Origin of the sequence: Aurantiacibacter zhengii, from assembly GCF_003584125.1 — a bacterium.
GTDB lineage: Bacteria > Pseudomonadota > Alphaproteobacteria > Sphingomonadales > Sphingomonadaceae > Alteraurantiacibacter > Alteraurantiacibacter zhengii.
On the sequence record NZ_QXFL01000004.1, the window covers coordinates 330,286 to 344,072 of the forward strand.

A 13,787-nucleotide genomic window follows, 5' to 3' on the forward strand; every position below is an offset into this window, starting at 1 on the left:
GATCAGCCGCCCATGGCCGGAACCTGCGGATTGGTGAGGTCGAGCTCATCCAGCGGAATCACTTCCACATCGGCACGGATCGCCCGCAGATCGTCGATGAACGCCGATGCGTTGCCGACGACGATCACCGTCGCGTTGTCCGGATCGAAATAACGGTCTGCCGCGGCAGAGGCCTGCTCGGCAGTTACCGCGTCGAGGTTCTCACCGTAGCGCGCGATTTCGGCCGGATCGATTCCCAGCGTCAGCAGGTTCGACAGGATGCTGGCATAACCCGATGAACTTTCGAGCCCGCGCGAATAGCCACCGGTCAGATAAAGACGGCGCTTCTCCAGCAGGTCGTCGTCCAGCGGTTCGCTGCCGATCCGGTCGAATTCGTCGAGCATCACTTGCACCACCTCGTCCACCGTTTCATTGGCGGTTTGCGTGGCGGCCTGGATATATGGGTCTTCCAGCAGGGAAGCAGAGCCCGAATAGGAGCCGTAGGAGAGGCCGCGATTGTTGCGGATTTCCTGGAACAGCCGCCCGCTCGACCCGCCGCCCAGCACGGCATTGGCAAGCTCCAGCGGGAAGTAATCCGCACTGCCGCGCACCGGCCCGCGGCCCACGACGTAGACTGCGGCCTGCCCAGCGTCGGGCATGTCGATCACCACCGTGCGTGCCGGTTGCGGATCACCTGCACGGCTGTCGATCAGCGCCGGCGCGGGTGCCTCGCTGGTCCAGTCGCCGAACAGGCGGTCGGCCAGGGCAAAGGCCTCTTCGGGCGCAATGCCGCCGCTCACCACGATCTGCGCGCGCGAGGGGTGCCAGTAGGTTTCGCGGTGGGCGAGCAGGTCTTCGCGGGTGATGGAGCCAAGCGACTCCAGCGTGCCGCCGCCAAGATTGCCATAAGGCGCATCGCCGTAGACCACCGGGCGCAGCACCATGCTGGCGAGGGCGGACGGCTCGTTCATGTTGACGCGCAGGTTATCGGCAGCACGGGTCAGCTCGCGCGTTACCTCGGCCTGCGGATAGTTCGCGTTGCGGATGACATCGGCAAAGACCGTGCCCGCCGCCTCCAGGTTGGCGACCGGCGCGGTGAGCGAGAAGCCAGTGTTGTCGGTGCCAGCTCCGCCACCCATCGCCGCGCCCAGGCTTTCCATGCGCGCAGCAATTTCCTGCGCGCTGAGCGACGGCGTGCCGTGTTCGGCAAGGTCCGCTGCCCATTCGGCAACGCCGGCCTTGGCGCGATCATCGCTGATGCTGCCGCCCGGCAGCAGCACGCGCATGGTAGCGATCGGCACGTCGCCGGTCTGCACTGCGAGCACTTCTATGCCGTTGGACAGCGTCTGCGTGGCGAATTCGGGCACGGCGACAACCGGTGCCTCGCCCGGTGCAGGTGGAGCCTCACGCTCGCCTTCGGGAAGGACCGAAAGCGGCTCACCCACGGGCGGCGGCAAGGTACGGAAGGTCGGCATCGGCTCGGGATTGGCAAAGGTCGAGGGGTCGAACTCACCGCGCGTCAGGCGGAAATCGACGCGGGACTGCGGATCGAGCCAGTATTGCGCCACGCGCTGCACATCCTCTGCCGTCACGTCGGCGATTGCCGCCAGGCGGCGGTCCGCGGCCCGCGGATCGCCGGTGGATACCAGCGCCTCGCCCAGTTCGAATGCCCGCCCGCGCGCGGTTTCGCGGCTGCGCAGCGTGCTGGCCACAAGCTCGTTCTTGGCCTCGGCCAGTTCGGCCTGCGTCACCGGTTCGTTCCGCATGCGCGCGGTCTCTTGCGCAAGGACCTGTGCAATCGCATCCATGTCCGCATCGGTGGAGATGCGCGCATACTGCACGAACTGTCCGGCCTCCTCGGTCTGATAGGCATACTGGGTGGCAGCGGTCGCCAGCCCCGGTTCCACAAGCGCGCGGTAGAGGCGGCTGTTCTGGCCGCTGCTCATGATCATGTCGAGCACCTCGATCGCCGCGCTGTCCTCGTGCGTGGCTTCGGGCAACTGCCAAAGCGTGCCCACCAGCGGCTGCGGCACGCTGGGTGCTGCGGCGGTGACCATGCGCGGCGAAGTACGGCGGTCCTCGCGGGTCGTGATGGTGACATCCACCGGATTGGCGCGGCGCGGGATATCGGCAAAATATTCGTCCACCAGCGAGCGCAGTTCGTCCATTTCGAAGTTACCGGCGACGATCAGCGTGGCCGTGTCGGGGCCATAGTACGCCTGGTGGAAGGCGCGGGCATCCTCCAGCGTGGCGGCGTCCAGATCGTCCATCGAACCGATGCCGGGGCGGCGATGCGGCAGGTCGTCAAAGGCCACTTCGGGCAGCACGACCCGGCTGAACAGGCCGTAAGGCGGCGCCAGCACACGGGTGCGGTATTCCTCCTTCACCACGCTACGCTCGGTTTCGAAAACGTCGTCATCCACTACCGGAAAGGCCATGCGCTCCCGGTGGGTCCACAGCATGGTTTCCAGATATTCGGCAGGGACGGTTTCGAAGTAATTGGTGCGGTCGGTGCCGTTCGAGGCGTTGCGCGTGCCGCCAACGTCTGCCGTCAGGTCGTTGATCTGGTTGTAGTACATGTTGCGCGTCTTGCGCGACAGGATGTGTTCGAACAGGTGGGCGAACCCGCTGCGTCCCTCGGGGTCCAGCTTCGAACCGATTTCATACCAGAGCGACGTGGTGACGGTCGCCGTCGTGTCGTCCTGGATAGCGATGACGCGAAGGCCATTGTCCAGCGTCCATTCGGTGAATTCGATTTCCGGCGCGGTCAGGGCCGGCGCGGCCTGGGCCTCGGCAGCCTCGTGGTGCTGTGCCCATGCAGGTGTCGCAAGCGCAATCGGAAGGATCGCAGCGGTAGCGGCGAGAAGAGCTTTTTTCATCGCGGAAGGTGTCCCCTGGGCAAATTGGTTGGCCCGGAAACTAAAGCACCCCTGCCATGCGCACGCAAGGCATTGATCTTCCGACTGGACGAAGAGCAGAATCCTGTCTGCCAATAGCAAAGCCGCCTCAGGGTCGATCTTTACTCCACTCTTGCATTGTGCAGTGCACCATCTAAGTGGAACCTTGATGTGAACCGCTGCGCGTACTTGTCGCAGCCTCGAAACAACGGACATTCCCATGATCGACACAGCCGCGTTGAAGCGCGACTGGCTCGCGCAACCGCGTGCCGACATCCTTGCAGGCATCGTCGTGGCGCTGGCTCTCATTCCCGAAGCTATCGGCTTTTCCATCATCGCCGGCGTCGATCCGCGCGTTGGGCTTTATGCCTCGATCACCATCGCGATGGTCATTGCATTTACCGGCGGGCGGCCCGGGATGATTTCCGCCGCGACAGCTGCCGTGGCCGTGGTGGTGGTGCCATTGGTGCGCGATCACGGGGTCGAATACCTGTTCGCGGCCACGATCCTGATGGGCATTTTCCAGGCGATCGCCGCCCTGCTGCGGCTGGACCTGCTGATGCAGTTCGTCTCGCGCAGCGTGATCACGGGGTTCGTCAATGCTCTGGCGATCCTGATCTTCATGGCCCAGGTGCCGCAGCTGAACCTCGCCAACGAAGGTGTTTCTTGGCTGACCTATGCCATGGTCGCAGGCGGCCTCGCGATTATCTACCTGCTGCCCAAGCTGACCACCGCGGTTCCCTCTCCGCTGGTAGCGATCATCGTGCTGGGCGCGCTGTCCATCGGCCTGAACTGGGACGTGAATACCGTGTCCGACATGGGCGCCCTCCCGCAGGGCCTGCCCTATTTCATCGTCCCCGACGTGCCGCTCACCGTGGAAACCTTCCAGATCATTGCCCCCTACTCGCTTACCATGGCGGCGGTGGGCCTGCTGGAATCGCTGCTGACCGCGCAGATCGTGGACGACATGACGCACACCGAATCGAACAAGCAGCGCGAGTGCGCGGGACAGGGTTCCGCCAACATCGTCGCCGCATTCTTTGGCGGCATGGGCGGCTGCGCGATGATCGGCCAGTCGGTGATCAACGTCACCAGTGGCGGGCGCGGGCGATTGTCCAGCTTCACCGCGGGCGTTACGCTGATGGTGCTGCTGGCAGCCCTCGGCCCGATCGTGGGCCAGATTCCGATGGCTGCCCTCGTGGCGGTGATGATCATGGTCAGCATCGGCACGTTCAGCTGGAACTCCATCCCCAACATCCGCCACCACCCGTGGCCGTCCTCCGTCGTCATGCTGGCGACCGTCGTGATCGTCGTGTGGACGCACAACCTGGCGCTGGGCGTGCTGGCCGGCGTGCTGCTGTCGGGCATCTTCTTCACCGGCAAGGTGCAGCGCATGTTTGCCGTCCAGCGAGTGCGGCATGGCGATACCGCCACATATCACATCACCGGCCAGATCTTCTTCGCCAGCGTGGACCGGTTCTTCTACGCCATCGGCCCGGAAAGCCGTATGGACGACCCCGCCGACAACGTGGTGATCGACGTGACGAAGGCGCATTTCTGGGACATTTCCGGTGTCGGCGCGCTCGACAAGGTGGTGGACCGCATGCGCCGCAACGGGCGCAGCGTACAGGTTGTGGGGCTGAACGATGCCAGCGCGGACCTTGTCGACAAGTTCGCGCTGACCGACAAGACCGGCGTCGAAATCGGACTGGCACCGCATCCCTAGGGTGCCGGGCGCTTTCGGAACACTGCCGATTTCACGACGTTGAACCTTACGTGCGGGCACGATTGCGCCCTGCCCGCGCCCGCCTTCGCGGAAAAGGGCGATGTTCTTTCACGACCAGTTGCTCTTTCCGCACGCATCAGAGGCGCAAGGCAAGCGAGAGGAAGGATTGCTTATGAAAACCCCCGATACGAAGCGCGCTTTACCGATTGCGGCCGCAGTGCTGACGCTGGGCTTGACCACCGCCTGCGCCACTACCGGCGGTTCGGCGGCACTGGATGGCGAGGCGCGCCTTGCCGAGATGGTTCAGGGAAAGACCGCGGGAGAACCGCAGAGCTGCATTCCTGCCCTTCTAGATAACCGCCTGACCGTGATCGACGAGACTGCGGTCGTCTATGACGCCGGAAACACGATCTACGTCGCGCGACCCGAAAATCCGCGGTCGCTGGATGAGCAGGACATACTCGTGATCGAACGAAGCGGCGGACAACTGTGCAAGCAGGACATCGTGCGCACGGTCGATCGCAATTTCGGCTTCACGACGGGCGCAGTTTTCCTGGGTGACTTCGTACCCTATCGATAGGGTTACGAACGCAGGGCGTTTCTCGACTGGACCTTACCCTGCGTCCGCGGGCGGCACGCGGCCCTCCGCCGCAATGCGCGCGAATACCCCTAGCAAAGCCTCGGGCGGCGCTGCCTCGATGGCGCCATCGGCAACCTGCTCGACCGACCATGCCATCGAAGGCATTTCGTCATCGAGCATGGCCCAGCCCGGAAACATGCGGTCCTCGGCGCCCCGCGCGAGCAGCAGTGCCACGTCGCAGTGGCGGTCGTCTGCCGCGATCAGGCCGAACAATGCATCGATGGCCGCATCCGGCCCTTCTATCAGTTGCAGGTAGAGGTCGTGCCGAACCAGCAGCGCGCCGGTAATGTCGTCACGCGCATTGTTGCGCCGCGCCTGCGACAGGATGCCTGCCAGCATGGCCTCGTCAAATCCGAACGGCTGAGAGCGATAGATCAACTGCTTCACGTCGCCATTCTCCTTGGAAGGTTCAGAGGCTGGAGCCTACCGGATTGCCAAGGGGCGCGATAGTGCGGCCGCTAGCGCTCTTCAGAGGAGAACAGGACTGCTCGCCAAGGACGAGGATCGCACAGACCCGTCGCCCGGATCGTCCGAAGATCTACAGAACGTATTTGGACAAATCGGTGTCTGCCGCCAGGTCGCTCAGCTTCTCGCGCACGTAGTTCGCGTCGACAGTCACGCTCTGGCCGGACATTTCCTCGGCTTCGAAACTGAGTTCCTCGAACAGCTTTTCCATCACCGTCTGCAGACGCCGGGCGCCGATGTTCTCGACCCCTTCGTTCACCTGCGCGGCGATCTTCGCGACCTCGGCAATCGCCTCTTCATCCATCTGCACGTCCAGCTTCTCGGTGCCGAGCAGCGCCTTGTACTGGCTGACGAGGTTGGCGCGCGTCTCGGAAAGAATACGTACGAAATCTTCCTCGGTCAGGCTGCGCAGCTCCACGCGGATCGGCAGGCGGCCCTGCAATTCGGGCAGCATGTCCGAAGGCTTGGCCACGTGGAACGCGCCAGAGGCGATGAACAGCACGTGGTCCGTTTTCATCGGGCCGTACTTGGTGGCCACTGTCGTCCCCTCGATCAGCGGCAGCAGGTCACGCTGCACACCCTCGCGGGAAACGGAGCCGCCACGCACGTCGGAAACGGCGATCTTGTCGACTTCATCCAGGAAGACGATGCCGTTGGTCTCGGCATTCTGCAGCGCAACGCGGGCCACGTCGTCCTGGTCCATGCGCTTCTCGGCTTCTTCGTCGACCAGCTTGTCCCAAGCGTCGGGCACTTTCAGCTTGCGCTTCTTCTTGGGCGGCCCCCCGAAGGCCTTGCCCATCATCTCGCTGAGGTTGATCATGGTTGCGCCGCCGCCCATGCCGGGAATGTCCATCTGCATCCCGCCGGCTTCGGCGACTTCGATCTCCACCTCGGTATCGTTCATGGAATTTTCGGTGATGCGCTGGCGGAAGCTCTGGCGCGTAGCTTCGCTGGCGCTGTTGCCCACCAGTGCATCGAGCAGGCGCTCCATCGCGGCTTCGCTCGCTGCCTCGCGCACGGCGTCGCGGCGGCGGTCCTTTTCGAGCCGGATGGCTTCTTCCACCAGGTCGCGGGCAATCTGTTCAACGTCGCGCCCGACATAGCCGACTTCGGTGAACTTGGTCGCTTCCACCTTCACGAACGGCGCTTCGGCCAGTTTCGCCAGGCGGCGGCTGATCTCGGTCTTGCCGCAGCCGGTGGGGCCGATCATCAGGATATTCTTCGGCGTCACTTCGTCGCGCAGGTCCGGATGAAGGCGCTGGCGGCGCCAGCGGTTGCGCAGGGCAACGGCCACGGCGCGTTTGGCTTCCTTCTGGCCGATGATGTGCTCGTCAAGGGCGGCGACAATCGCCTTGGGTGTCAGGTTTTCCATGAAATCTCTCAGACCCGTTCCAGGGTCACGTTACCGTTGGTGAAGACACATATGTCGGCCGCGACCTGCATCGCCTTGGTGGCGATGGTCTCGGCGTTGTCCTCGTAATCCGCGATCGCGCGGGCGGCGGCGAGCGCGTAGTTGCCGCCAGAACCGATAGCCGCGATGCCGCCTTCCGGCTCCAGCACGTCGCCGTTACCGGTCAGCACCAGCAGCGTGTCCTTGTCGGCCACGATCATCAGCGCCTCGAGATTGCGCAGGTACTTGTCGGTGCGCCAGTCCTTGGCGAGTTCCACCGCGGCGCGCATCAACTGGCCCGAATACTGTTCCAGCTTGCGCTCCAGCCGCTCGAACAGGGTGAAGGCATCGGCGGTCGCCCCGGCAAAGCCTGCCACCACGTGGCCGCCTTCACCGATGCGGCGCACCTTGCGCGCATTGGGTTTCATCACGGTGTTGCCCATCGACACCTGCCCGTCGCCCGCGACGACGGTCTGGTCGCCGCGCTTCACGCCGATGATGGTGGTGCCGTGCCACTGTGTCAGGCCGTGGCTCGCCCTGTCTTCGCTCATGCCCGTGCATATGGGCAGGCGGATTGGCGGCTTCAAGCGAAGCCGTGCACTCTATTGATTCTCAGGACAGACCTAGGGGCCACCCGGCCCGCGGCCAGCCGGTGCGCCGGTGCCGACCGTGCCGATATTGCCGAACAGGTCCTGCAGGAAGCCGCGCTCGCGCCCCAGCGTGGGCGTTTCGTCGCCATCGGGGCTGATCCGCACCACCTGCTCCATGCCGCTGCGATCGGTCGACACGACATTGCCCGCCTCGTCGAACTGCACGGCCAATACGGTATGCTGCTGGATGGTGGGCTGGCGGAACGGCGCCTGCTCGGTCCGGCTGGAGACATAGTACCACACCGGATCGCCGAACTGGCTGACCAGCGTTGGCTTGCCCAGCGTGCCGCGAACCGACTGCTGGTTGTCCAGGCCCGGCTGCACCGAGGCGATCAGCACCTCGTCATTGATGTAACCGCGGTGGTTGGTAATCGACGAGCAGCCGGCGAGCGCCAGGCCCAGTGCGGCAACAGCAGTGCCCTGAACCAGAACCTTGGGCATGATGAAACCCATCGATAAATCCTTCTTGTCTTCCATGACGGGCCAAAGTGCTGCTTTGCGCTAGCCCGGCCCGGCTCCTATATGCGGCGAAGCCTTAGGGCAGCGCGCGCGCCTGTGCAACGTGCAGTGCGTGCATGTCCCTTGGGCTTTGAACAATCGCTTAATGAAAAGGCTGCCAGCCCCATGTCCTTCCTCACCCGTTTCCTTGGCCTTGGCCGCGATCCGCGCGAGGAACTGCGCCCCTTGTGGCACGGCGTGGTCGCCACCAGCCGGGAGCCGGAGTGGTATGCCGATTGCGGCGTCGCGGATACGACGGAAGGGCGGTTCGACATGATCGCGCTTGTCCTGGCGCTCACCCTGATGCGGATGGAAAACAGCGAGGAACTGGCACCCCGAACCGGGCTACTGACAGAGCTTTTCGTGGCCGACATGGACCGCCAGCTGCGCGATACCGGCGTGGGTGACCTGATGGTGGGCAAGAAGATGGGCAAGCTGGTGAGCGCGCTCGGCGGGCGAATCGGCGCCCTGCGGGAGGCGATGATCGAAAGCGATGCCGCGCTGGCAGTGATCCTGCAGCGTAATGTAACCCTGACAGACGAAACGAAGAAGCCGTTCGCCCTCGCCGTGCGCACCCGCGCGCTGACGGGTGACCTTGCCGCGCAGGACGATGCCGCGCTGCTGGCGGGAGACCTGCGACCATGAGCGACACCCCAGAATTTTCCCGCCCGTTCGATATTCGCGGCATCACCGCGAGGCCGGTGAAGCTGGAAGCCGACGAAAGCGAGCGCGCCGCGCTGGCCAGTCGGTTCGGGCTTGTCTCGATCGGCAGGCTCGCAGCCGAATTGTCGGTTGAAGCGGAAGGCGAGGAGATTGCCGCCACCGGCACGCTGCACGCCGAATATGTGCAAAGCTGCGCGGTATCGGGCGACGATCTGCCCATGCGCATCGACGACGAGGTGACGTTGCGATTCGTGCCGCTCGCCGCGCTGGAAGCCAGCGAGGAGGACGAGGAGATCGAACTCGAAGAGGCTGAACTGGACGAGATCGGGTACGAGGGCACCAGTTTCGACCTTGGCGAAGCCGTGGCGCAAAGCCTTGCGCTGGCGATAGACCCCTACGCCACCGGACCACAGGCCGACGATGCGCGCCGCCGCCATGGCCTGGTGGAGGAAGGCGAAGCCGACGGCCCCTTGGCGGACATGTTGCGAGGGCTGAAGCGGGATTGATCCGCCTCGCGTATCAGCGCGCGGCCTCCAGGATAATGTCGTGGACGCGGCTCTGCTCGATTACGCCGCGCACCCGCTCGGCACCCGCGCCGACAGCATAGAGGGCAACGTCCTCGCCGCCGTGAGTCTCGCCCGATAGCGGGATTGCCGCCTGCTGGCGCGCGTCGATGGCGGTGGACGGCATGCCGCGTTCGCCGCTGACCGCGCCCGGCCCATTGTGATACCCCAGTGTGGTGTAGGGCAGGCCGTCGGTGGCCAGCGTCGGTTCTCCGGTCGGCTCGCCGCTGTCGTCGTTCCCCTCGACAAGGCCAAGGATCGGATTTCCGCGCGTGGGATAGCCGGCCATGGTGAAAACGTGGCTGTGATCGGCGGTCACCAGGATCAGTGTGTCCTCAAGGTCCACCATCTCCAGCGCGGCGGCCACGGCGCGTGACAGTTCCTGCGTTTCGGAAAGCGCATATCCGGCCCGGCCATCGTGATGGCCGTGATCGATCCTGCCGCCTTCTACCATCAGGAAATAACCCTCGGGATCGTCGGCGAGGCGAGTAATGGCCGTGCGCGTCATCTGGCTCAGCGTCGGCTCTGCAGAATCCTGCCCGCGCTCGGCCATGTAGGTCAGGTGGCTGGGCGAGAACAATCCCAGCAGCGGCAGCCCGTCGTCCGGAGCGGATTGCATGGCGGCCGCGGTGGTGACGAAATGGCCGCCGGTGCGCGATGCCCAAGCGGCAGGCAGGTCTGCCGATTCTTCGATCCGGCGACCGCCAAGCGCGGTGCCGCGGAAGTTGGCCAGGCCTCCGCCAAGCGCAACGTCGAAGTCGAACCCCACCAGTTGCGAGGCGATATCCGTGCATCCTGCGGCACGCTGTTGTGCGGGAACCTCGGCATCGTTTTCCCAGTCGCGTTCGGGCGAATGGGCATAGACCGCGGCAGGGGTTGCGTGCGTCAGCCGCGCGGTGGAAACGATGCCGATACCGCGCCCCTCTTGGGCCATGTCGAAGGCAACCGGGCGAAGCTGGTTCGCCTGACTGCCCGCGCAATCACCGCGCGGTGCATCGGGCCCGATATTGATCACGCCCGCGCGCGTCTTGGTGCCGGTATTGATCGCGGTCGCCGTGCCGGCGCTGTCGGGCACCTGCTGGTTGGTGTTGTAGGTCTTCACCAGCGCCACGTTGGGGAACTCCTCGAAGGACAGCAGGTTCTCCTCGCCCGGCTCCCCCCGCGACTGCCCGTCGTAGATGCGCGCGGCAGTAATGGTGGAAATGCCCATGCCATCGCCGATGAACAGTATGACGTTACGAGCCCTGGGCTGTGCCTGGTCCCCATCGGCCATCGGAGAGGCGGACGGCACCGTGGCGCAGGCGGCCAGCGATGCGCTTGCGAGCAGGGCGAACATTGCGGGGCGAAGGGTCATGGGGCAACTGTCCTTGAATTGGGCGAGCGTGCTTGCCGCGTATTGCAAACGATCCACGGTATATTCATTGCAAGGCGATGACGGGTGCAACGATTCCTGGCCTTGCGCCAGACATCAAATCGCAATCTGCGGCTGTCACAGGCAACGTGGTTCACAGTTTCGGGACATAACGCATGACGAGCCGGCAAGACAGGATTCTTTCGATCAATCGCAGGAACTTGCTGCGCGGATTTGGCGGCGCGGCGATCACCGCCTTCGGGTGGCAGGCGACAGCGCCCGCCCTCGCGCAGGCAGTGTTCCGCACCTATCCGTTCCAGCTCGGTGTGGCGTCGGGCGATCCCGCACCCGATGGCTTCGTGATCTGGACGCGGCTTGCGCCCGACCCGCTGGAGATCGACTATGGCATGCCCGCCGCCGCGGTCGAAGTGGGTTGGGAAGTGGCCGCGGACGACCGTTTCCGCGATGTGGTGCAGACAGGCACAGCGCTGGCGCGCCCGGAACTGGGCCACGCCGTTCATGTCGAGATTGCGGGGCTGCAACCGGGCCGCCCGTACTGGTATCGCTTCACCGCCGGGCGCGAGCGCAGCCTGCGGGGCCGTGCCAACACCCTGCCCCCGTTGGGCTCTCCGCTGGAGCGGGTTCGCTTCGGCGTGGCCGGGTGCCAGCACTACGAACAGGGCTTCTACACCGCGCACCGGCACCTTGCTGCCGAGGAACCCGACTTCGTGTTCTGCTACGGCGACTACCTATACGAAGGGCGCGGAAACCGCGTGTGGAACGGCGGCGCAATGGGGCCGCTGGACAACGTGCGCCAGTACGCGGGTGACGAACTGTATTCGCTGGGCGACTATCGCCGCCGCTATGCGCAGACCAAGATGGATACCGACCTGCAGGCCGCCCACGCCGCAGCGCCGTGGTACGTCACCTGGGACGATCACGAGATCGACAACAACTGGGTGGGCAATATCGACCAGGACGGCACCCCGCCCGCCGTGTTCGCGCTGCGCCAGCAGGTGGCGATGCAGGCCTATTACGAGAACATGCCGCTGCGCGCCTCGTCCATGCCGACAGGGCCGCGCATGCAGCTATATCGGCAGGCCCGCTACGGCGACCTGCTCGATCTCAACCTGCTCGACACGCGGCAGTACCGGTCCGACCAGCCTTGCGACGACCGTTGGGGCGCGGTGTGCGAGGCCATCGACCGGCGCGATGCCGCCGTGCTGGGCGGCGCGCAGGAGGATTGGCTGAACGACCGCATGCGCGCTTCGGAAGCTCGCTGGCAGGTGCTGGCGCAGCAGATCATGATGATGGATCTCGACCGTACGCCGGGAGAGGTGCGCACGGAAAATCTCGATAGTTGGGCAGGCTACCGCGAACCGCGTCGCCGCGTGCTGGAGGCTATCCGCGACCAGGGCCGGGGCAATGTCGTGGTGCTGACCGGGGATGAACACCAGAACTACGCTGGTGAACTGCACATCGATGGCAAGGAACCGGCGGCGCGTCCGGTGGCAACCGAATTCGTGGCAACATCTGTCACGTCGGGCGGGAACGGCGTGGACCAGCGCGCAGATACTCTGGCGATCCAGCAGGAGAACCCGCAGTTGAAGTGGCACAATGCCCAGCGCGGCTACGTGATGTGCGAGGTGACGCCGAGCCTCTGGACCACCGAGTTCAAGACGCTCGACACCGTCACGACGCGCGGGGCCGAAATTGCCACACGCATGCGCATGGCCGTGGAGCACGGGCGACCGGAATCGCTGGCCGAGGCCTGACGCCTCAGCCTTTTTCGAAGGTGAAGGCGGCGGGCAGCAGCGCGCCGATCGTGGTTATGACGCGCGCCTGCCCGGTGTGATCGCAGCAGGTTACCTCGATATCACGGCCGGAAAGGCCGGCGGCCTCCTGGATTGCCTGGCGGCAGCCGCCACAGGGCATCACCGGTTCGCCCGCTTCGCCATCGCTTGCAGCGTGCGGGCCGCCCACCACCACGATCCGAGACACCTTGCCCAAGCCAAAGGCGATCTGTGCGGCGGCCAGCGCCGATTGTTCGGCACACACGCCCAGCCGGTAACAGCCGTTTTCCATGTTGGCGCCCAGCGCCACTTCGCCGTCCTCGCTTTCGACAGCGCAGCCGACGAAGAATTCGGAATAGGGCGCATGGGCCCCTGCCCGCGCCTTCATCGCTGCCTTGATGAGCGCCTCACTCATGCCGACACCCCGCCGCGCGGAGCGTCCAGCCGCCTGGCCAACGCCACCGCGCCGACGATCAGGAAAGGCACCAGCACGAAGGACAGCACGATCTTCGCAATCGCCTGGCCCACCAGCAGGCTGCCGATGGGGAACTCTCCGTAAAAGGCCAGCGTGATAAAGATCAGCGTATCCACCGCCTGGCTGATGGCAGAGGCAATGGCCCCGCGTGCCATCAGGCCGAAGCCGCCGCCTCCCGCTTCGCCCTTCCCGCGCAGCTTGTCGAAAATCCACACGTTCAGCAGCAGGGAGACGCCGTAAGCCACCGGCCCTGCCGCCATGATGCGCGGTGTCTGCCCATGCACCCGCTCGAACGCGGCGAGATTTTCCGCAGGCATGTCGGGAGAAGCGGGCAGCAGCAGCACCAGGCCGATCAGGGCGATGGAGAACGCCAACGGCAGGAAACCCCACAGCACCAACCGGTCGGCCGCAGCCTTGCCGTGCAACTGCGATACGGCGCTGGAGATAACCACCAGCAGCAGGAAAGCCAGGATGCCGCTTTCCACCACCAATGGGCCGATGGCGAACTGCTTGTAAGCGAGGACGCCTGCGATCACCGTCATCCCGCCGTAAAGCAGCGAGAGAACGAAGAAAGAGCGGGGCTGCGAGTCGGTGGGAGAATTGCGTTCCATCCGGCACCGCTATTAAAGGCAGCGCCCGATTGGAAGGCCCGACGCATAGCCCACGCACAGATTCCGTTTGAACAGGCCGTACGGAT

The 13,787-nt window shown here is 64.9% G+C and carries 13 protein-coding genes; 5 read left to right on the forward strand and 8 right to left on the reverse strand.

The window, feature by feature from the left end:
• Window positions 1-2: 2 nt before the first annotated feature.
• Entirely contained in the window at window positions 3-2,858 is a 2,856-nt protein-coding gene (locus D2V07_RS11040; protein WP_119587031.1) for a M16 family metallopeptidase, read from the reverse strand.
• A gap of 238 nt (window positions 2,859-3,096) precedes the next feature.
• On the opposite strand from D2V07_RS11040, the gene D2V07_RS11045 reads away from it, so the two are divergent.
• Entirely contained in the window at window positions 3,097-4,602 is a 1,506-nt protein-coding gene (locus tag D2V07_RS11045; RefSeq protein ID WP_119587032.1) for a SulP family inorganic anion transporter, read from the forward strand.
• Between the two features lie 172 nt (window positions 4,603-4,774).
• Window positions 4,775-5,182 carry a hypothetical protein gene (locus D2V07_RS11050; RefSeq protein WP_147366949.1) on the forward strand — a complete coding sequence of 136 codons (408 nt, stop codon included), beginning with the start codon at window positions 4,775-4,777 and terminating at the stop codon, window positions 5,180-5,182.
• Window positions 5,183-5,215: 33 nt separating this feature from the next.
• Here D2V07_RS11050 and D2V07_RS11055 read toward each other — a convergent pair whose 3' ends face one another.
• From D2V07_RS11055 to D2V07_RS11070, 4 genes are all read right to left on the reverse strand, one after another.
• Window positions 5,216-5,629 carry a BLUF domain-containing protein gene (locus D2V07_RS11055; protein ID WP_199698780.1) on the reverse strand — a complete coding sequence of 138 codons (414 nt, stop codon included), beginning with the start codon at window positions 5,627-5,629 and terminating at the stop codon, window positions 5,216-5,218.
• A 151-nt stretch (window positions 5,630-5,780) separates the two neighbouring features.
• Window positions 5,781-7,079 (reverse strand): ATP-dependent protease ATPase subunit HslU, encoded by a 1,299-nt coding sequence (gene hslU, locus D2V07_RS11060; RefSeq protein WP_119587034.1) that lies wholly within the window; start codon window positions 7,077-7,079, stop codon window positions 5,781-5,783.
• A gap of 8 nt (window positions 7,080-7,087) precedes the next feature.
• Window positions 7,088-7,648 (reverse strand): ATP-dependent protease subunit HslV, encoded by a 561-nt coding sequence (gene hslV / locus D2V07_RS11065; RefSeq protein ID WP_119587035.1) that lies wholly within the window; start codon window positions 7,646-7,648, stop codon window positions 7,088-7,090.
• Window positions 7,649-7,720: 72 nt separating this feature from the next.
• Entirely contained in the window at window positions 7,721-8,200 is a 480-nt protein-coding gene (locus D2V07_RS11070) for an outer membrane protein assembly factor BamE (protein ID WP_233548358.1), read from the reverse strand.
• 171 nt (window positions 8,201-8,371) lie between these two features.
• Here D2V07_RS11070 and D2V07_RS11075 point away from each other — a divergent pair, with 171 nt between their 5' ends.
• Both D2V07_RS11075 and D2V07_RS11080 read left to right on the forward strand, forming a co-directional pair.
• Window positions 8,372-8,890: a ubiquinol-cytochrome C chaperone family protein gene (locus tag D2V07_RS11075; RefSeq protein ID WP_119587036.1), complete on the forward strand. Its 519-nt coding sequence runs from the start codon at window positions 8,372-8,374 to the stop codon at window positions 8,888-8,890.
• Window positions 8,887-9,414: a YceD family protein gene (locus tag D2V07_RS11080; protein WP_119587037.1), complete on the forward strand. Its 528-nt coding sequence runs from the start codon at window positions 8,887-8,889 to the stop codon at window positions 9,412-9,414. Before D2V07_RS11075 ends, D2V07_RS11080 begins: the two co-directional genes overlap by 4 nt.
• A 13-nt stretch (window positions 9,415-9,427) precedes the next feature.
• Here D2V07_RS11080 and D2V07_RS11085 read toward each other — a convergent pair whose 3' ends face one another.
• Entirely contained in the window at window positions 9,428-10,825 is a 1,398-nt protein-coding gene (locus tag D2V07_RS11085) for an alkaline phosphatase (RefSeq protein ID WP_119587038.1), read from the reverse strand.
• 173 nt (window positions 10,826-10,998) lie between these two features.
• Here D2V07_RS11085 and D2V07_RS11090 point away from each other — a divergent pair, with 173 nt between their 5' ends.
• Complete coding sequence (locus D2V07_RS11090; RefSeq protein WP_119587039.1) at window positions 10,999-12,597, forward strand: alkaline phosphatase D family protein; 1,599 nt, start codon at window positions 10,999-11,001, stop codon at window positions 12,595-12,597.
• A gap of 4 nt (window positions 12,598-12,601) precedes the next feature.
• Here the strand turns inward: D2V07_RS11090 and D2V07_RS11095 are convergent, their stop codons facing one another.
• Both D2V07_RS11095 and D2V07_RS11100 read right to left on the reverse strand, forming a co-directional pair.
• Complete coding sequence (locus D2V07_RS11095) at window positions 12,602-13,030, reverse strand: cytidine deaminase (RefSeq protein WP_119587040.1); 429 nt, start codon at window positions 13,028-13,030, stop codon at window positions 12,602-12,604.
• The gene (locus D2V07_RS11100; RefSeq protein ID WP_119587041.1) at window positions 13,027-13,701 is read right to left on the reverse strand and encodes a queuosine precursor transporter; all 675 of its coding nucleotides are present in this window, start codon (window positions 13,699-13,701) and stop codon (window positions 13,027-13,029) included. The genes D2V07_RS11095 and D2V07_RS11100 overlap by 4 nt, the downstream gene beginning before the upstream one ends.
• Window positions 13,702-13,787 lie beyond the last annotated feature (86 nt).